Raw genomic sequence first — 19,873 nt, forward strand, 5'->3', positions numbered from 1 at the left:
ACGCTTTACACGTTTCCAAAGGATTGAAACCGAAGAGAGTTCTTAACCGGCCGATCCTGCGAGCCGGTCTTGTCCACTCAAACGGAAATACCCCCGGGGTGGCCGGGGGTATCTGGATTTACGTTGCTGTTCTGGCCTTAGCGGCGCTGATCGATCGGTGTGTAGTCCCGCTTGGTTGCGCCGGTGTAGAGCTGGCGCGGACGGCCAATTCTCTGGGACGGATCCTCGACCATTTCCTTCCACTGCGCGATCCAGCCAACGGTCCTGGCCAGCGCGAAGAGCACGGTGAACATCGTTGTCGGGAATCCGAGAGCCCGCAGCGTGATGCCGGAATAGAAGTCGATGTTGGGATAAAGCTTCTTGTCGATAAAGTACTCGTCGTTGAGCGCGATCTTCTCCAGCTCGATCGCGACATCGAGAAGCGGATCGTCCTTGATGCCGAGTTCGCCCAGCACCTCGTGGGTCGTTTTCTGCATGATGCGCGCGCGCGGGTCGTAGTTCTTGTAGACGCGGTGCCCGAAGCCCATCAGACGGAACGGATCATCCTTGTCCTTGGCGCGTTCGACATATTCGGGAATGTTGTCGACCGATCCGATTTCGGACAGCATGTTCAGCGCCGCTTCGTTGGCGCCGCCATGTGCCGGGCCCCAGAGGCATGCAATGCCGGCCGCGATGCAGGCGAACGGGTTGGCGCCGGAAGACCCGGCGAGACGCACCGTGGATGTGGACGCGTTCTGCTCGTGGTCCGCGTGCAGGATGAAGATTCGGTCCATGGCACGGGCGAGAACCGGGTTTACCTTGTACTCCTCGCACGGCACCGCAAAACACATGTGCAGGAAGTTGGCGGCGTATCCCAGATCGTTGCGCGGGTAAACGAAGGGCTGGCCGATGTGATACTTGTAGGCCATGGCCGCGATCGTCGGCATCTTCGCGATCATGCGCAGCGATGCGACCATGCGCTGATGCGGATCGGTGATGTCCGTCGAGTCATGATAGAAGGCCGACAGGGCGCCAACCGTCCCGACCATGATCGCCATCGGGTGGGCGTCGCGGCGGAAGCCGGAAAAGAACCGGTTCATCTGCTCGTGGATCATCGTGTGATAGGTCACGCGATTGACAAAGTCGTCTTTCTGAACCTTTGTCGGCAACTCGCCATAGAGCAGCAGATAGCAGGACTCCAGGAAATCGCCGTGATCGGCAAGCTGTTCGATCGGGTAACCACGGTAGAGAAGGGTGCCTTCGTCGCCGTCAATATAGGTGATTTTGGATTCGCAGGAGGCGGTTGACGTGAAACCGGGGTCATAGGTGAACATGCCCGTGTCCTTGTAGAGGGACGAGATGTTCACCACTGACGGCCCGATGGATCCGTCAAGAACGTTGAAATCGTGGTCGCCACCACCAACGTTTAGCTTGGCGTTGTTTTCGGCCATACAGAAACCCCTTCGTGTTATCCTGATGTGCCGATCTGCACAGGTATCTCTCAACCGCGAGAAGCCTGCGCCGGACGGCACTTGAGAAATTTTCGCGTCTTGCGTAGCCCATTTACCGCAGTGCCGCAAGCAGCCCGGTATAACGCTTTGGTCAAAGACGCTCGCGCAAGCTGCGCATCCCGTTCCCGCTGCCGGAAGACACCTTCGGTAGATGTACCGACAGGGTAAGTCAGTGAAGACCGATCAGTTTGCCTGTTCCTTGATGCGGGCAAGCGATTCCTCTCTGCCCAAGGCCACCAGAACGTCGTAGATGCCCGGCGAGACACCGCGCCCGGTCAGGGCTGCGCGGATGGGCTGGGCGACTTTTCCCAGCTTCAGGTCCTTATCTTCGGCAAACGATTTCACCGCCGTCTCGAGCGCTTCCGCGTCCCATCCCGGTAAGGGTTCAAGGACGGAAGACAGGGCCCCAAGAATGGATTTGGCATCGTCGTTGAGTATTTTTTGGGCCTTCTCATCCAGGTCCAGAGGCCTCCGGCGCCAGAGATATGATGCGCTTTCCGTGAGTTCGACCAGTGTCTTGGCCCGTTCCTTCAAACCGGGCAGGGCAGCGAGTGCGGTCTGTTCGTTCTCACCCGCCGCAAGCCAGGCAAGGACTGCATCGCCCTGGTCGGCATGCTGCAGATAGGTTTTCCAATGAGCCAGGAGTTCCGCGTCATCGGTTGACCGCATGTAGTGTCCGTTCAGGTTTTCCAGCTTCTTGAAGTCGAAGCGGGCAGCCGACTGTCCGACCGCGTCCAGCCCGAACCATTTGATCATGTCGTCGAGCGACATGATTTCCTCGTCACCGTGGCTCCACCCGAGCCGGGCAAGATAGTTCCGCATTGCCTGCGGCAGGTAGCCAAGCGCGCGATAGGCTTCAGCACCCGTCGCACCGTGTCTCTTGGAGAGTTTGGCGCCGTCCGGCCCGTGAATGAGCGGAATGTGCGCCATCACAGGCGTTTCCCAGCCGAGCGCCTGGAAGATCAATGTCTGCCGAGCCGCATTGGTGAGGTGATCGACGCCGCGAATGATGTGCGTCACGCCCATATCGTGGTCATCGACCACGACTGCAAGCATGTAGGTCGGGGTGCCGTCCGAGCGCAGCAGGATCAGATCGTCGAGATCCTTGTTCGGGATGACAACTCGTCCCTGGACCTGATCCTCGATGACAGTTTCACCGTCTCGCGGTGCTCTGAGCCGCACGACGGGATCAACGCCCTCGGGTGCCTCTGACGGATCCCGGTCCCGCCAGGTTCCGTCATATCTGGGCGGGCGGCCTTCAGCGCGCGCCTTTTCGCGCATGGCCTCGATCTCTTCAGGCGTGCTGTAGCATTTGTACGCGTTGCCGGACTGAAGCATCTGCGCGACGGCTTCCTTGTGCCGGTCGACACGCGAGAACTGGGAGATCGGGTCGCCTTCCCAGTCCAGCCCCAGCCAGGTGAGGCCGTCGATCAGAGCGTCAACCGCCTCCTCGGTCGATCGCGCCCTGTCGGTGTCCTCGATCCGCAGCAGCATCTTGCCGTTGTTATGTTTGGCGAAGAGCCAGTTGAACAATGCCGTCCGGGCACCGCCAATGTGGAGAAATCCGGTCGGGGATGGAGCGAAACGCGTAACGATCTCTTGTGCCATGGTGTATTTTTGAAGGTCTCTATCGGGTGAGCAGCGCGGAGTGCGCCATCAATCTGGCGCGGTCTTAGCACAGGAAAACGGGGCAAGACAGTGCTCGAACCGTTTCTTCCGTTTGTCCGGCGACAATGGTCCGTCCATGCCGGGCATTGACGGGGAAAGTCATGCCGAAATACGCAACGACGCGTTGAAGAACGCGACACGCTCTGCTGAGACGCCCGAAATAGCCACACGCAAAAACAACGGTCCACACCCGGCAAACCGGTCCATCCAAAGGTTGTTTGCGCGTGCCGGGGACAAGGGCGGCGGCGCAGCGACGCGCAGCGTCCTAGAAGACCAGGGGTTGCTATGGATCAGTTTCTCCTTCGCCGCCGGCATCGCCGTCTACACGATCCTTCCGGCCGAACCCTCATGGCAGGTGTTGTCGGTTGTCTTGTCGGTCCTGACGGCACTTGCAGTTCTGGAGAACCGGAGAAAGGGCCTGGCGCCGCTTGTCGTGCTGGCGCTGGCATTTTGGGCCGGCGGCACGGTTTCGGCAATCCGCACGGCCTCCGTCGCGGCACCACGCCTTGCCCACGACATGACCGTGAACCTGAGCGGGATCGTCCTTGACCGGATCGAACGCACGAACGGGCTGCGGCTGGTTGTCGGTGTTGACGCCGTCAACGACCGGTCCTTTTCTGACGTCCTCTTTCCGAAACGCATTCGGGTGCGTGTTCCCGCCGGGACGGCGGCCATCATCGGTGACACTGTGACCATGCGCGTGCGCCTGTTTCCCCCCGCCGGTCCGGTAATGCCCGGAGGATACGATTTTTCTTTCAGGGCGTATTACGCGCAAATCGGAGCGACGGGTTTCAGCTTTGGCGCACCTGTCGTCGTGGAGAAGGACGCGGCCTCCCTTGCGATGCGTTTTCCGGCTCTCGTGCAATCTCTCAGAGACCTGCTGGCGGCGCGCATCACGGCCGACCTCGGCAATGCTCCGGAGGCCGCGCTTGCGGTTGCGCTGCTCGTGGGGGAGCGATCAGCGATCAGTGATCGAGATCAGGAAAACCTCCGTGCCGCCGGACTTGCACATGTCCTTGCGATTTCGGGCCTCCACATGGCTCTTTTTGCCGGTGGTACCTACGCGGCTGCCTCGTTCCTTCTGTCTCTCTTTCCGGTTCTGAGCCTGCGGCTGCCGACCGACAGAATTGCTGCGGCCTGCGCGTTGCTCGCCGCAATCTTCTATCTGCTTGTTTCGGGTGGTTCGATTGCGACCCAGAGGTCATTTCTCATGATAGCCCTGGTTTTTCTGGGCGTCCTGACGGGCCGCAGGGGCCTGACGGTGCGCAGTGTTGCACTCGCGGCCCTTTTTCTCCTCGCCCTGGCACCCGAACGCCTCTTTCATCCCGGATTTCAGATGTCGTTCGCGGCGGTCATCTGCCTGGTCGCCGTTTATGAAACCTGGCGCGAACAGGCGGGACGGTCGCGCTTTGCAAAGACGTCGCCAGGCAGTTTGAATGCAAGGTTGCTGAGGTCGGTGGGCAGGTGGATGCTGGGCCTTTTCGTCACTGCGCTGGTGGCCGGCACGGCGACCGGGATCATCGCAGCGCATCACTTCGGCCGCGTTGCACCCTACGGTCTCCTCGGAAACATGCTCGGAATGCCTGTCTTCTCGCTCCTGATCATGCCGATGGGGGTACTCGCATTCGTCCTGATGCCCTTCGGGCTGGCCGCGCTGCCTCTGGCGGTCATGGCCTTCGGATTGAACCTGCTTCTCAAGATCGCGGCTTTCGTAGCCGCCATGGACGGGGGCAGCGGCGCGACCGCGCAGGTCACGGCAACGGAGATGCTTGCCTTTTCAGCCGCCCTGTTCGCCTTCCTTCTGATGCGGGGATGGTTGCGGGCCTGCGCGTTGTTGCCGCTTGCACTCGGGCTGTGCCTGGTTCGGCTTTCACCTTCTGCCGACGTGCAAATTGCTGCGTCCGGTTATCGCATCGCAGCAAGGGACGGTGAAGGTGTCCTGAGGTGGTCCGGCCGAAATGAAACTTTCCTGATCGAAACATGGTACCAGTCCGAAGGCGTTGCCGGAGAGGCGATAAAATCGCAAAAGACAAGATCGCCGCAAATCCGATGCGATACCCTTGGATGCGTTGTGGACGCGTATGCCCCGTCCGGCAACGACAGGGATTTGGCCGATCCGATCACGCCGCTGAAAATCGCCTTGCCCCGAACGCCGGAGGCGCTTCGTCATGATTGCCGATACGCCGACCTGATCGTGAGCGACATGATCGTCCCCGGCACCTGTCGGGGCCCGCTCGTGTTCGACAGGACCCTGCGGCAGAGCAGGGGGGCAATATCCCTGTGGTTGTCGGCACACCCGCAAGAAAGTCACGTCACCGGATCCGGGGCAAACACAATAGCCGGCAGTGACGCAGAAGACCTCGCCACCAGGATCATCAGAATTGAATTTGCGTTCGCCGAGACACCGCGTCCCTGGCACCGGCCGGGCGAGGTCACACGTGCGTCTTTGCGGCGTACACCTTAGCTGCGCGCATTCGCATCTCTGGGAAAACGGCTCCTGCCGCGTCTCCTGCGCTCAGTATTGTCTGAACAGAGCCACCAGCCGTCCTTGAACACGAACTCTTCCGGGTCCGAATATCCGTGTTTCATAAGCCGGGTTCGCCGCCTCAAGCGCGATTGATGCACCCTTCTTGCGCAAACGTTTCAAAGTCGCTTCTTCCTCGTCGACAAGGGCAACGACAATGTCGCCACTGTCCGCACTCTCGGTTCTGCGGATCAGGACGGTGTCACCATCCAGAATGCCCGCCTCGATCATGGAGTCGCCGCGCACCTCAAGCGCGTAATGCTCGCCTTTTCCAAGAAGTTCCTGTGGGACGCTGATTGAATGACTGTGGGTCTGGATCGCCTCGATCGGCACGCCGGCCGCAATACGGCCCATGACCGGAATTTCCGTACCCGTCTCCGGTTGTACCGGTACGGAGCGCTCCGGTTCCTGTTTTCCCAGGGACCCCTCGATGATTTCCGGAGAAAAACTCCCTCTCGGGCGCGGCGTTCCAAGACCGGGCGCGATCGAGTCCGGAAGACGCACCACTTCCATGGCGCGCGCCCGATTCGGCAGCCTCCGGATAAAGCCGCGTTCCTCAAGGGCGGTGATCAGGCGGTGGATGCCCGATTTCGACCGCAGGTCCAGCGCATCCTTCATTTCATCAAATGACGGCGGAACGCCGGTTTCCTTGAGACGTTCGTGAATGAACATGAGCAGTTCATACTGCTTGCGCGTGAGCATCTTTGGCTCTCCCTGACCACAAAGAGGGGCTGGTACAAATCAAGAACACAGTACCTGTTCCTATTGTGTTCTGCAAGGGTAAATGTTCTCTTACTGTTCTTCAGTGGAGGGCGGAAGGGGCCGGTCTGGAGCCTCGGTGCAGCGCCGAATATGCGCGGCAGGGCGGTCAATGACGCCGTGTTCAGAGCGTGCGTCGTGACACGTCGATAGCGTTTCGTCGAAATTCAGGGTCTGCTTCCGGTCCGCGCCCGGTGACATTGTGCGCTCTGCACATGTGACTTCGAATCGGGAAGTTCAGCCGGCGCATTATTCGTCGCCAGGGATACCTTGCGGCACCATCGAGCAACCAGAAACGCGGGAAACGCGGTGTGGAGTGTCGCGTTTTTCATTTGGCACAGCGAAACAAGTCATGCAATTATGGGTTGCGTTGATGGCGTGTCTGGTTCCAGTGAACCTGAGCGGTTGGGACTGCGGTGGAACAAAACGCTAATTTCTGTTCTTCGAACCGGCGCACTCGCGCTCTGAACTTCGGTCAAACCGATCAACTGGCTGTCCGCTTTGACCGCCAAAAAAAATGCAACCCGGAAGGCTGCCATGACAGATGCAACGGTAGAGAACGCGGGTTACTTGTCCGGGCTCTACAGCTCCGTCAACGGCGTGCAAAACCCTTCGGAATTATATGCAAAGCTGCGCCGCATTACGGAAGATCTGCAGTTCGGGCACTATGTCGTCCTGTTTCTGCCCCAGGTGACGGATGAAAACATCCGGCCAAGCATCGTCGCTTCGAACTGGAGTGGCGCCTTGTTGGCCGCTTATGACAGGTTGAAGCTGCTCGAAAACAGTCCGATCATTGCCGGGTTGCGGCAGACGGACGAGCCCGTCGAATATGACCTTGAAACAAAGGGGATCGACCGACCCGAAGAGGAGCAAAGCGCTGCAATCAACCTGTTCCTTGAGCATGAAATGCCACGAGGCGTCTATTTCGGATGCCATGACAAGACCGGGCGCCGGGGGGCCATCGGATTCGCAGGCGAACGGCCGCTGCCTTCACCTGCGGAGACGGCGATCCTGCATCTGATCAGCCAGCACATCTTCTCCCGCCTTTATGCGCTCATGGGGGATCTTGGCGAGAAGCTCGTGCTCAGTTCGCGGGAGATCGAGTGTCTTGTCTGGTCAGCCCGCGGCAAGACATCTTCCGAATGCGCAACGATACTCGGCGTCGCGGAATCGACTGTTGCCGGCTACATCGCATCGCTCAATCGCAAACTGCATGCCCAGAACAAGACACAGATGATTGCGATCGCCTACGAACTCGGCCTGATTTCGAATGCAAATGTCGGTCTGCGCTGACAAGTGGGGAGGTTTCTGCGTGCAGGATGCGCCGCTTCCCGGGAAAGCCGCACAGCGCAGGTTGTGTGTCTCGCAGCGTGGAAACCGGTTCCGATCATGTGCGGTCTGCTGAACGGAGCCAGGGCTCTGACGCCCTGCTGAGCCGCCAGCCTGCGGAGTGCTTTCAGTTTATCTGTCGGACCTTGTCGAAGAAGCTGCTTATTTCCGACGAAATCGTCTCCACGCTCTGTTGCATTTCCGTCGCGGCAGACAGAAACGTCGTGCTTGTCGTGTCCGCGGAATCGATTGCCTGCTGAACGCCCGAGATATTGCCTGAAAGGACGCTGGTGCCATCGGCAACCGTCTGAACGCTTGCCGATATCTCGCCTGTGGCGGCGCCTTGCTGCTCGACCGCTGCCGCGATGGATGCAGTCATTTCATCAAGCTGTCGAACGACTTCCGCGATGGATCCGATCGAATCGACGGCATGTGTCGTTGCCCCCTGAATCTCGGTGACCTGGTGGCTGATTTCCTCTGTGGCCCTGGACGTCTGCGTTGCCAGTTCCTTGACTTCGGCGGCAACGACGGCAAATCCTTTGCCCGCGTCTCCCGCACGGGCGGCTTCGATGGTTGCGTTCAACGCCAGGAGATTGGTCTGTTCGGCGATCGCCTGGATAAGGCCGATCACGTCGCCGATTTTCTGAGCTGCTCCGGAGAGACTCTCAACGCCGTCGCTTGTGCTTTCGGCATTCGCGCGCGCCCGGTTCGCGATTTGTGATGCGCCGGTCACCTGTTTGGATATCTCGAGGATGGACGCTGACAGTTCTTCTGTCGCCGAGGCGACCGTCTGAACATTGAGGCCGGTTTCCTGCGAAATTGTATTCGCGGAGTCCGTTTCCGTTTTCGCCGAACCGCAGACTTTCTGCAGGTCAGCTGCATCGCCCGAAACGGTGCCGGCCCTTGTCCCGATATGTTGAAGCGGTTCATGGACCGAGGACTGGAACACGTCTATTGCAGCGGCGAGCTGGCGCGTTTTCTGTTCCTGGGCCTCCATGAGAAGTGCCTGGTATGTCGAAATTGCCATGTCCAGATCCAGCATCACCGCACTTGTCACGTGCGTCAGCGAGCGGGAGAGCCGGGAAGGTGAAAACCTGAATTTTCTGATGAGAAGATCCTGCAGCCGGACGAGCACGAACTTGTATCCCGCAATGTACCATCTCGGTTCCAGTCCGATGCGGCTGTGGACACGGCCGATGCGGTCAATACTTTCAACATAGTCCTGGTCGAAACCCTGGTTGAAGAGCTTTTCCCAGTGTTTCTTTTGAGCACCTTCGAGACGACCCTGCTGATCCCCGACGAGCTCTGCCATTTCCGGGAACTGCTGCAGGTGGCCATAAAAGCCGGACAGGATTTCATCGATGTTTTTCGAGACCAGGGGCCAAAGCGACCGGAGACTGGCCACAACCTCATCATCAATCTGCGCAAAGTGCAGGCGGCGCTCAAAGACTTCGGATTTAACGGACATCTGCTGTTTCCCATCCAGGTGGCATGGCACTTTGAAAACCACCCATGTGCGAAGCATTGGGCGATGATTTGCAACGTGCGGCCATGCTGCCAAGTCAATCAGCACAATGAGTAAATAAAAGCGCATAAGAATGGACTTGTTAAAAATCGCGTGTGTGCATAAAAATTGTGCGCCGGCGAGCGTAATACTTATGTTCTACGTGCGATGCCGCTGTTCAATATGTGGTTATACGTATCTATACTGGATGCCGGTATCGTCTCGCGCTTTTGCCGGTCTGCGCGAACCGCGTCAGTCGTCCGCGATCAAAAGCAATTCGCACGTGATCAGCGTCGGAGCCGATCCGGGGCGCAGATGTCCGGCGTGCAAATTGCCGTTCAGGTCGACACATCGGACGGGCAGATTGGTGCCGCCGTCACTTCGTGCACGGCATTCGGGCGCTAGAAGAATTTCCGAGATAAGACCGCGCATGGGTTGAGCGTTGGTGAATTCCGTACCGGCAAGACTGCCAAGGCCCACGACCCTGACCGCCGCGACGCCGAGCGTTTCCCTCAGCCCCTGGACGCTTGTCGGCAGGTCTTCAAATGGCGCGAGTGTGGTGACCAATGCGTTGACGGGCAGATCAGATCCGTTTTGCGATGACCCGGTGACCCTGAAAAGCGTGAATTCCGTCTCCGGATCAGGCCGAGAGACAAATTGAGCGCCCCTGATGCCGTGGCCTGCAACCCGGCTTTGTGCGCCGACATGCAAGCTTTCCGGAAGCAGGTGCCCGAGATGCGTTTCGCCGTTTTCTGTCCAATAGGCGTGGATATGTGCAAACCAATGGCCGTCCCGTTTTCCAAAGATCGCAACCGCATCGGAGAGTGTAGCCCCGGCGGAGACCTTCGTGTCGCTGTACCAGGCCGCGTGCCTGTCATCGATAGCCCGGTCCGGCATGACATATTCAAACGGGCCGAGGGTCAGTCCGGCCAGGTCAAGCACGGCCGAATCGTATCCCGCCGCCGAGATCCAGTCGGCCAGCGATTTGAGCAGGGACGTTTCCGCCGGCAGAACGATTGAAACCTTCTCGGCGTTGCAGAGCCGGTAGGGACGCCTGTCATCGTTTCTGGGGCCGGGATGGACGATTTGCGACACATGGCCCGGAGCTGGACGCCTCATATCAATCCCTGTTCCGCGAGATGCTCCCGCACGAGTTTCTTGGTGATCTTACCGTAGGCGCTTGTCGGCATTTCATCGAGGAAGAGATAACGTGCGGGCATCTTGTACCGGGCGATCTTGCCCGTCAGAAAGTCCGAAAGCTCGGCGTTCGTGACGCTTTTCCCATCACTTAGAACACAAACTGCAAGCCCGACTTCGCCCCATTGAGGATCCGGAATTCCGAGGATCGCGACCTCGGAAACATCCGGATGCGCAAGCAGGACTTCCTCTATCTCCTTGGGATAGACGTTCGAGCCACCGGAAATGTACATGTCTGAGGCCCGTCCGGTCAGGTAGAGAAACCGGTCTTCATCCATGTGGCCGATATCGCCCGTCCGGAACCAGCCATTGCGGAACGACTTGGAGTTTGCAGCGGCGTCGTCGAGATATCCGGCGCAAACAGCGGCCCCGACAACGCAGACTTCACCCGTTTCTCCAGGTTTCAACAGGTTGCCGTCCTCGTCCTGGATGCTGACCTCGATGCCGGTCCGTTCCGTGCCGCACGTCCCGACACGTGCCTGCGGACCATCTTCGAGTGAATGGTCCTGCGGGCGCAGAACCGTGATGTTTCCGGTCACTTCACCGAGGCCGTAATACTGAACCAGCACGTTTCCCAGCTTCTCGAGCGCTGTTTTCTGATCTTCGCGATACATCGGCGCACCGGCATATATCACATGACGCAGGCTTGAATGATCGTACCGGTCGACCGCGGGATCTTCCACCAGCCGTTTCACGATCGTGGGTACGGTAAAGAGGTTGCTGACCCGGTGTTTCTCGATCAACTCGAAAGCCACCGCCGGATTGAAGCTGCCGCCGGGCATCAGCACATGGGCCGATCCTGACGGCAGCTGCGCGATCTGCTGAAGACCGGCTCCGTGAGAGAGAGGGGCTATGACAAGGGAGGCATCCTGTTCACTCGTCCCGGGCAGAAGGTCGGCAAGGTAATTGACGACGACAAAGCCGATCTGGCCATGGGTCAGGACAACTGCCTTGGGCCGGCCGGTTGAGCCAGACGTGAAGAAGAGCCAGCAGGGATCGTCGTAGGTGACGGGTTCATTGGCAAAACCGGAGCCTGCGTGGCCTGAAATCAGGCTTTCGTAGTCAAGACCGAAATCGCTTCTGCCGATGCTTATGATACCCTTGATATCCGGCCTCTCGGATTTGACGGCCTTTGCCTGATCCGCGAAATCTGCATCGCAGACAAAAACCTTCGCATTCGCCTTGATGCTGGCATATGCGGTCTCGCCCGGTGCCTGGCGAAAGTTGCAGGGGACCCAGACGGCGCCAAGCCTGAAGGCGGCGAGCATGGTCTCCACCATCTGGTTGGAGTTTTGTGCCTGGACCAGGATCGCGTCACCCTTTGAAACACCGAGGTCCAGGTGCAATGCCTGGCAAAGCGCCGACACCCGCTTGTCCAGATCCGCCCAGTTCCACGTCCTGTCTTCCCAGTGGATCGCGGGGCGCTGCGGCCACCGGGAGGCGTTCCTGGTCAGGTAGTGCGAGAGGTTCGGGACGCGGTTGGAGCAGCGTTGCATCATGGGTCGACTGTTTTCCGGTTCTTGATGTGTTGAGCGACTTGAGGGTACGGACCCATAAATGAAGCCCATTTGGCGGCAGAAATGGCAAAATCTTGCAAGGAAGCGTGCGCTGAGCGGGCTTTTGCCCGATCACGCGCGGTGACGCAGCGAGGTGAAGCCATTTTGCCGTTCCTTGGATTTGGCCGTTTTGGTCATCTGCATCGTCGCGAAAGACTTGAAAATGAAACACATTTCCTGCGCTTTCGCTTCTCGTAGTTGGTCAAAACGATCCAAACCAGATTGACTTCATTTATGCGTCCGTACCCTAGGCCGGTCGGACCTTTCTTGACAAGCCGGAGCGTCGGCACCCCGTTCCTGATGCGGTTCATTTTGTGCAACACTGTCCTCAGTTGATTCTTTCCATGCAGGGCATTTCATGACGGACGCGGATATCAAAGACTGGGACGACGCTTATGCCAACGGAGCCCACGTTGCCGGTTCGGCCGCCTATCCGGACATGTGGGCAAGCGCCGCCGAAGCATTCAGGGCAGGGTGGGCGAACAAGGCTCTGGACGTCGCCTACGGGGCCTCGGACCGTCAAAAACTTGACCTGTTCCATCCGGAAGGCACGTCCAGGGGGCTGGTGATCTTCGTGCATGGCGGCTATTGGCTGCGGTTCGACAAGAGTTTCTGGTCCCATTTTGCAGCCGGTGCCTTGCAGTGCGGCTGGACCGTTGCTCTGCCCAGTTACGATCTGGCGCCAACGGTCGGCATCGGTGACATCACGCGGCAGATAGGATCCGCGATCATGACCGCCGCGGAGCAGCTGGACGGCCCGGTGCGCCTGGCGGGCCATTCGGCAGGCGGACACCTGGTAACGCGAATGGTGTGCGATAACTCACCGCTTGACGCGAAAACCATGAGCAGGCTTGAAAACGTGGTCTCGATCAGCGGGCTCCATGACTTGAGACCCTTGCGCAAGACCCTGATGAATGAATCCTTCTCCTTGTCGGAGGCGGCGGCAGAAGAAGAGAGCCCGGCGCTACGCACCAGGAAAGCGAGTTGCACCGTCACCGCGTGGGTCGGTGCGGCGGAGCGTCCCGAGTTCGTGCGTCAATCGAGGCTCCTCTGCGAAGCCTGGCCGGGAACGCGTCTTCATGTGGACCCCGACAGGCACCATTTCGACGTGATCGATGCGCTCAAGGATCCGGAAAGCCAGTTGGTTCGCACCCTTTTGTCAGCCTGACCCGATCGCCGCCTGCCGAGATCAATCCGGGCGGCCGACGCCTCGTGCTCGCCGGCATCAGGTCAATGCAAGGCAAGAAGGTCCCGCATCCTTTGCCGCGCCTCATCCGGTTGCTGGGTCCGGATTGCCTGGGCCACGGCGACGTGGAGCTCGCGGGAAACGGTTTGCGCGCGCGTTCCGGCGTCCTCCAGGCCGTGGGAGGACACGAGAACGGCGTGGATCAAGTTCTGAAAGTGCGTCAGCATCAAGTTCCCGGTCGCTTCCAGGATCGTCGAATGAAAAGCGAACACCGCTCCGATCATGGCGTCCTCGCCATAGTCTGAATGTATGTTTCGGGCTGCCTGCAAGATCCTGGCGTGCTGGGTTCTCGATCCGTTTTCAGCGGCCAGTGCCGCAGCTTCCGGTTCTATGATCGATCGCAACTGAGCGGTCTCCGCGTAGATGCGGGCCGTCATCGGACACTCTGGCGTGTGCCAGCGAATAACGTCGGGGTCGAGCAGATTCCAGTCGGTGAAAGGACAGACCCTGGAGCCGTAGCGCCGTGCGGTGCGGATCAGGCCCTTGCCGCACAGGACCTTTATCGCCTCACGAATGACGGTCCGCGAGACACGAAGTGAGGCGACGAGTTCGTCTTCCTTGGGGAGCACGCCTCCCACGGGAAAGTCACCAATTGCGATTTTGTGCCCCAAACGCTCGACAGTATCTTTGACCGCCCCGGTAGGCAGGGCTGTCAGAGCTTTGTCCGGCAGTTCGAAACGTAGTCCGTCGTCTTCTTTCATTGCGCCTACTCGGCTGATCGAAGCAAACGCCCAGACCCATCGGTTCCTGGGCAAGACCTGACGTTAAGTATACATGATTGAAGGCCAAAATCACGCAGATAAATTTCCTTTGCGTATGTGTTTTATATTATTTTCATACATCGGTTTCTGTAGAAATTTGGTTGAATTGAAAAAACAGGAGAGGAAGTACTAATAATACAGCCCGTGAAGCCAAGTACGCACGTTTATTTCGTGGCGAATGAAGGCACCGGTATTAGAAAAGACGGCTTTGACTGGTTTAATTTACAATTGATTTTTATGGAAAATTTAGAAAACCTACGCAAAATCTGTAATCGGGGTTGGGGTGTGAACCGGCATGGCGTGAGGTGACTTGCCTGAAGTCGCAGGTGCACGATCGGGCCGGTGCGTATCCCGTTTCCCGCAGCGTCACGTCCAGTCTAGAGGTAGGCGTCTTGAGTGTTAGCGGCAGTGCGTCGTTGCCATATGCTCCGAAAAAGGTGGGCCGGGTCAGTTTGTCCCGGACATTCATCCTCTATACGCTCGGTTTGTTTGCGCTTCTCGGCATCGTTTTCATCGGCGTCCTGACAAAGATAACGTGGGACGCGTCCCACGCGCGGGCCATCCGCGTGACGGAAGCGTTTTTCGAAGCCACCAAGCGCCCCTTCGAACGTGCCATCTGGACCGTCAATGCTGAAGCGACACTCCAGCTGATCCGCGGACTGGAAAGTCTCGAAGTGGTCGAGCGGGTCTGGGTCGAGACGCCCGACACCGGGAATTTCGGCGAGCCCGTGACCGGGCCGCGCCGTTCCGAAGCGCTTACCTATACCCTGCAGTCGCCGAGCACCATCTTGCACAAGGAAGCGATCGGCCAGGTTTTCATTCTCATTGACCGGAATACGATCTCGCAGGAGATCTTCGCGACGGTCGGTTACATCGTGGCGGCCATCGTTGTTTATCTGCTTTTGCTCACGGTCGTGATCCGCGCGGTTTTCAAACGGCTGATCGGCCGGCCGCTGACGGACATTGTTGCCTATCTGTCGACGCCGCGCCTGATTGAAAGCCCGCCCGACACGACGCTCATGCCCGGGCGGGAGGACGAGATCGGTATTCTGGCATCAAGCCTGCAATCGATGGTTCAGCGCAGACATCATGACCTGCAGAAGATCCAGGAATATCAGACCAATCTGGAAGAACTCGTCGCGCGCCGGACAGAACAGCTCAAGCTGGTTCAGGAGGAGCTGATTCAAGCCGACAATCTTGCTGCTCTCGGCGCGCTCGTGGCAGGCGTTTCACACGAGTTGAACACGCCGCTCGGAAACGCGCTGATGGCCGCAACGACGATTAACGATTCCACGGCGTATCTGCGGACCGAACTCGACAATCAAAGCCTGAGCAAAGAGGCTCTCGAAAACGAAATTCAGCGGATCGGGGACACGGCGGATATCATCGAAAAGACCCTTGGCCGCGCGCGGGACCTCGTCGGAAACTTCAGGCAGGTTGCCGTTGACCGACAAAGCGAGAAAATGCGTTCGTTCAACTTCGACCATATTGTTCGCGAGACGCTTGCAACCCTTCAGCCGACCTTGAAGAAGACATCGTTCGACCTTGATCTGAAACTGGACGCGGATGTCGTCCTCGAAGGCTACCCCGGAGCGGTGAGCCAGGTGCTTTCCAACCTTGTGGAGAATGCGATCAAGCACGGGTATGAAGGCAGAAAAACCGGCGAAATCCTGATTCAAACGTGCGTTCAGGACGTTCGTGGTGGCGGCGGTGCGCGGCAGCACGAGCGAAAAATACAATTGCGGTGCAAGGACTTTGGCGTGGGGATCCCGGAGAAAAATCTCAAGAAGGTGTTCGAGCCGTTCTTCACAACGAAATTCGGCAAGGGAAGTTCGGGGCTTGGCATGGCCATCTGCTACCAGTTGGTCACCGAGGTCCTGAACGGATCGATGTCGGTCGTGTCGAAGGTTGGGTCGGGAACGGAGTTCTCGATCGAGATCCCGTTGAGGATACCGGAGCGGAGTGAACGGGAAGCCGGGGTGCAGGTGCCGTAGATGAGCATGGATTTTCTGGTCCCACCCAAATCACAAACAAACAGGGTTGCAAGGTCTCCCTGGAAAATACTCGTCGTCGATGATGATCCCGATGTTCACGATGTCACGCGGATCGCGGTGGACGGATGCGACTTCGAGGACCGCCCCTTTGAACTCCTGCACGCGTTGTCCGCCGAGGAAGCGCGCGCGTGCCTGGAAGAGCACGATGACATTGCCGTCGCGCTCATCGATGTGGTGATGGAGAACGATACGGCCGGGCTGGGCCTCGTGAGCTGGATCAGGTCGGAACTCGGAAACAGTTTCACGCGTCTGATCCTGCGGACCGGACAGCCGGGATACGCGCCGCAGACAGACGTGATCATGAAGTTCGACGTGGACGGTTACGCCGAAAAGGCGGAGCTGTCGCGCACAAAACTCATCACGGCGATCGTCACCGCGTTGCGCGGCTACAAACTCGTTCTGTCCCTGGAGACCAATCGGCAACGGCTGAAGCAACTGAACACGCAATTGTCCGCCATCGTCGAGAAAAACGCCTTGCGCGAATTCGCGGCGCTCGTGCTGGAAAACTTCTCGGACCTCGCCGGAGAGCCGGTCGATGGACTGTTATGCGGGCTGGAATCCCTTTCCCAACCTGGCTCCGCCGGCGTTTCGAACGTGCGGGTTCTGGCCGCTTCGGGTGCATTTGAAGACAAGCTGGATCTGCCTTTGGACGTCATCGGCGAAGACCTTGTCCGCAAGTGCGTTTCGGAGTGCATCGTCAACAAGACCGAGTATTCCACATCCCACGGTGTCGCGTTGCCGCTGATCACGAGAAACGGTCTCTCCGGAGCCCTGTTCATCGGATTGCCGCTTGCCACCCTGAATGAAAAAATCGGGTCGGAGATCATCCGCCTGTTTGTATCCAATGTTGCACTTGGCTACGAGAAGACGGGTCTGCTGGAGCATATTCGCAACCTTGCCTATGTCGACCGCACGACCGGGCAATCCACGTTTTCCGGATTTCTGGAGGCATTCCAGAGCCAGGCAGCAGCCGAGCATCCTCTGCTCGTGATCCATTGCGATATCCAGCGTTTCCGCTTCATTGTCGACGGCATCGGAGACGAAAAGGCCGCGGCTGTTCTGAAACAGACCGGGCACCGGTTGTCGCAAACCTTTCCCGATGCGCTGGCAATCGCGCGCAAGGAAAAAGACGAGTTCCTCATTCTTCTGAGAGGGGGGCTGGAGGTCAGGATCCAGGACATCGTTGCAAGGCTCGAGGATTCCTTCCAGGAACCGATCACCATCGACGAGAACCAGATTTCACTTAAACTGAGATGCGGGATCGCGACCGCCGATGAAGGTGAGCACAGTGCCGAGGAAATCGTGCGGCATGCGTCGATCGCGCTGAACGATGTCAGGCAGAAGGGGCTTACGAACCACGCAGTTTTCCACCCGCTCATGCAGGAGGCGGCACTGGAGAGACTGCGATTGGCATCGCTCCTGACGGGAAAGGGAGCCCAGGCGGAGTTTTCGCTCAACTACCAGCCGATCATGCAGGCGTCCGACGAAAGCATTGCCTCCTTCGAGGCCCTGATGCGCTTCCGGACTGCTTCGGGGGCAACCTTGAACACGATGCGGATGATCGAGGCAGCGGAAACAAGCGGGTTGATTGTCGAGATCGGGGCATGGATGTTCAGGTCCGCGTTCTCTGAATTCAGCGCTCTGAAAGGTGTTTCCGAGCGTGTCAGACTGAATGTCAACCTGTCGCCGCGGCAGGTTCAGGCCGGCCGGATCTACAAGGATATCGAGGACGCGGCGGCCTCCGCGGGCCTGGGTTTGGACCGGCTGGTGTTCGAAGTCACCGAAGGCCTCTTCGTCAACAACGATCAGGTGACCCTTTCCGTCCTGACCTGGCTGCGGAACAAGGGTGCCAAGGTGGTGATCGATGATTTCGGAACCGGTTACTCTTCCTTCAGCTACCTTCGAAAACTGCCGCTGGATGGCATCAAGATCGACCGCAGCTTCATCATGAACATGGAGCAGGATCCGGATGCGCTGGCTGTGGTGAGATCCATCATCGCCGTGGCCAAGGCACTCGATCTGAGTATCACGGCCGAAGGCGTGGAGACGGCCGAGCAGCGGAAAATCATGCAGGAACTGGAGTGCGATTTTCTGCAGGGATATCTCTTTTCGAAGCCCCTTCCCAGTTCGGGACTGGACGCCTTCGTGACTGCTTCCAACGGTCCGGATCTCCCGGCTGGCTAAAGAGGCGCAAACGAACCACCGGTGAATTCGGTCTGATTGCCGACGATTGTGCCAGGCGGCGGGCAATAGCGACCGCCTTTTCCCCGATTGCCGCGATAAGTGATTGAAATTCGAAGCAAAGCAGGCTCTCATAGGATTGCCCTTCTGTTCACGCGCCGTGCGCTGCGGCAGGGCGAGTTGGGCAACCGGCAAGGCTGCGCTAAGGTTGAGAGGGAGAAACAAGATGGATATGAGCGGCACCCGCCGGATCCCGGCAAAAAGAGAAGACGTCTGGAAGGCGCTCAACGATCCGGAGATCCTGAAGGCCTGCATACCCGGCTGCGAGAGCCTGGAAAAGACATCCGATACGGAAATGAACGCGGCGGTGACGACGAAGATCGGACCGGTCAAGGCGAAGTTCAAGGGTGCGGTGACGCTGGAGAACATCAATGCGCCGGAGAGCTACACGATCGTGGGCGAGGGCAAGGGCGGCGTCGCCGGGTTTGCCAAGGGATCGGCTGACGTCAAGTTGTCTGAAGACGGCGATGAAACCGTGCTCACCTATGAAGCCAAGGCGCAGGTCGGCGGCAAGCTGGCGCAGCTCGGCAGCCGTCTGGTGGATTCAACCGCCCGGAAGATGGCGGAAGATTTCTTCAGCAAGTTTACCGAACAGGTCGGATCCCCTGCGCAACCTGCACCGGAGGCGCCGGCCGTCGATGACGAACTGGATGCCGGGGTTGCCGAAGAAGCCAAGAGAATAGCGATCGAAGAGACGCCGGGCGAGGTGCTTCACGCGATCGAGGAGGCCGAGCATGCCGTTGAGGAGACGCTGCAAAAGGCTGAGGAAAATCTCGAGGTTGCCGCGGGTCGCAGCGCCTTTGGCGGGCCGATGGTGTGGGGGCTGGCGCTCTTGGGCGTGCTTATCCTGGTCCTGGCTCTTGCGAGTTGACCCCGTTGCGACAGATTGATTTGATGAAGGTCTTGCAACCCGGCATCGGCAAGGACCGCTTTGGGAAAAGAATGACGCCGTAATGACGCGTTTGCTGCTTTGACGAGGGAGAGGAATTTATGTCGAAGATATCGATGGTTTTGAACGGTAAGTCTGTTTCTGCTGATGTTGAGGACCGGACGTTGCTTGTTTCTTTTATTCGGGATGTTCGTGGTCTGACTGGGACGCATGTTGGGTGTGACACGTCGCAATGCGGTGCGTGTGTTGTTCATGTTGACGGGAAGGCTGTTAAGTCTTGCACGTTGTTGGCGGCGCAGGCTGACGGGTCTGAGGTTGTGACGCTTGAGGGGATCGGGTCTGCGGATTCGCTTCATCCTGTTCAGGCGGCGTTCCGGGAGCATCACGGTCTTCAGTGCGGTTTTTGCACGCCTGGCATGATCATGAGCGCGGTTGACATGATCAACCGTCACGGTGCTGGCAATCTGGACGAGGCGACGATCCGTGACGAGCTTGAGGGCAACATCTGCCGGTGCACGGGCTATCACAACATCGTCAAGGCGATCAAGGCGGCTTCGGACCAGATGGCCGGGATGGCGCAGGCGGCCGAGTAGGGGTTTCTGGTTTGTTTTGAGTGCGGTTTTCCGCGCTTTTGAGACGGCGGGACCGCCCGGTT

General features: G+C 58.7%; 14 protein-coding genes. 7 read left to right on the top strand and 7 right to left on the bottom strand.

The features are described 5' to 3' along the window. Positions 1 to 137: 137 nt before the first annotated feature. Both gltA and gltX read right to left on the bottom strand, forming a co-directional pair. Positions 138 to 1,430 carry a citrate synthase gene (gltA, locus tag ACO08A_RS24370; RefSeq protein WP_420332501.1) on the bottom strand — a complete coding sequence of 431 codons (1,293 nt, stop codon included), beginning with the start codon at positions 1,428 to 1,430 and terminating at the stop codon, positions 138 to 140. 243 nt (positions 1,431 to 1,673) lie between these two features. Then, entirely contained in the window at positions 1,674 to 3,098 is a 1,425-nt protein-coding gene (gene gltX, locus ACO08A_RS24375) for a glutamate--tRNA ligase (RefSeq protein ID WP_422038460.1), read from the bottom strand. 40 nt (positions 3,099 to 3,138) lie between these two features. Between gltX and ACO08A_RS24380 the strand changes: the two genes are divergently transcribed. Beyond that, entirely contained in the window at positions 3,139 to 5,622 is a 2,484-nt protein-coding gene (locus tag ACO08A_RS24380) for a ComEC/Rec2 family competence protein (protein WP_422038461.1), read from the top strand. Positions 5,623 to 5,673: 51 nt separating this feature from the next. Here the strand turns inward: ACO08A_RS24380 and lexA are convergent, their stop codons facing one another. Further along, positions 5,674 to 6,384, bottom strand: coding sequence for a transcriptional repressor LexA (gene lexA, locus ACO08A_RS24385; RefSeq protein WP_421983175.1), 711 nt, complete (start codon positions 6,382 to 6,384; stop codon positions 5,674 to 5,676). Between the two features lie 594 nt (positions 6,385 to 6,978). On the opposite strand from lexA, the gene ACO08A_RS24390 reads away from it, so the two are divergent. Further along, positions 6,979 to 7,734: a helix-turn-helix transcriptional regulator gene (locus tag ACO08A_RS24390; RefSeq protein ID WP_422038462.1), complete on the top strand. Its 756-nt coding sequence runs from the start codon at positions 6,979 to 6,981 to the stop codon at positions 7,732 to 7,734. A 163-nt stretch (positions 7,735 to 7,897) separates the two neighbouring features. Here the strand turns inward: ACO08A_RS24390 and ACO08A_RS24395 are convergent, their stop codons facing one another. The 3 genes from ACO08A_RS24395 to ACO08A_RS24405 all read right to left on the bottom strand — a co-directional run bounded on the left by ACO08A_RS24395 (position 7,898) and on the right by ACO08A_RS24405 (position 11,970). Next, entirely contained in the window at positions 7,898 to 9,238 is a 1,341-nt protein-coding gene (locus ACO08A_RS24395; RefSeq protein WP_422038463.1) for a protoglobin domain-containing protein, read from the bottom strand. A gap of 288 nt (positions 9,239 to 9,526) precedes the next feature. Further along, on the bottom strand, positions 9,527 to 10,393 hold the full coding sequence (locus ACO08A_RS24400) for a hypothetical protein (RefSeq protein ID WP_422038464.1): 867 nt from the start codon (positions 10,391 to 10,393) through the stop codon (positions 9,527 to 9,529). Beyond that, a complete protein-coding gene (locus ACO08A_RS24405; protein WP_422038465.1) occupies positions 10,390 to 11,970 on the bottom strand; it encodes an acyl-CoA synthetase in 1,581 nt (526 codons plus the stop codon). The genes ACO08A_RS24400 and ACO08A_RS24405 overlap by 4 nt, the downstream gene beginning before the upstream one ends. A 415-nt stretch (positions 11,971 to 12,385) precedes the next feature. On the opposite strand from ACO08A_RS24405, the gene ACO08A_RS24410 reads away from it, so the two are divergent. Further along, positions 12,386 to 13,195, top strand: coding sequence for an alpha/beta hydrolase (locus tag ACO08A_RS24410; RefSeq protein WP_422038466.1), 810 nt, complete (start codon positions 12,386 to 12,388; stop codon positions 13,193 to 13,195). A gap of 62 nt (positions 13,196 to 13,257) precedes the next feature. Here the strand turns inward: ACO08A_RS24410 and ACO08A_RS24415 are convergent, their stop codons facing one another. After that, complete coding sequence (locus tag ACO08A_RS24415) at positions 13,258 to 13,974, bottom strand: FadR/GntR family transcriptional regulator (RefSeq protein WP_422038467.1); 717 nt, start codon at positions 13,972 to 13,974, stop codon at positions 13,258 to 13,260. 512 nt (positions 13,975 to 14,486) lie between these two features. Between ACO08A_RS24415 and ACO08A_RS24420 the strand changes: the two genes are divergently transcribed. The 4 genes from ACO08A_RS24420 to ACO08A_RS24435 all read left to right on the top strand — a co-directional run bounded on the left by ACO08A_RS24420 (position 14,487) and on the right by ACO08A_RS24435 (position 19,811). Further along, complete coding sequence (locus ACO08A_RS24420; protein ID WP_422038468.1) at positions 14,487 to 16,028, top strand: sensor histidine kinase; 1,542 nt, start codon at positions 14,487 to 14,489, stop codon at positions 16,026 to 16,028. Then, positions 16,029 to 18,272 carry a putative bifunctional diguanylate cyclase/phosphodiesterase gene (locus ACO08A_RS24425; RefSeq protein WP_422038469.1) on the top strand — a complete coding sequence of 748 codons (2,244 nt, stop codon included), beginning with the start codon at positions 16,029 to 16,031 and terminating at the stop codon, positions 18,270 to 18,272. A 223-nt stretch (positions 18,273 to 18,495) separates the two neighbouring features. Further along, positions 18,496 to 19,200, top strand: a complete 705-nt coding sequence (locus tag ACO08A_RS24430; RefSeq protein WP_422038470.1) for an SRPBCC family protein — start codon at positions 18,496 to 18,498, stop codon at positions 19,198 to 19,200. Between the two features lie 119 nt (positions 19,201 to 19,319). Beyond that, positions 19,320 to 19,811 carry a (2Fe-2S)-binding protein gene (locus ACO08A_RS24435; RefSeq protein WP_422038471.1) on the top strand — a complete coding sequence of 164 codons (492 nt, stop codon included), beginning with the start codon at positions 19,320 to 19,322 and terminating at the stop codon, positions 19,809 to 19,811. Positions 19,812 to 19,873 lie beyond the last annotated feature (62 nt).

This window comes from Roseibium sp., assembly GCF_965232425.1.
Classification (GTDB): domain Bacteria; phylum Pseudomonadota; class Alphaproteobacteria; order Rhizobiales; family Stappiaceae; genus Roseibium.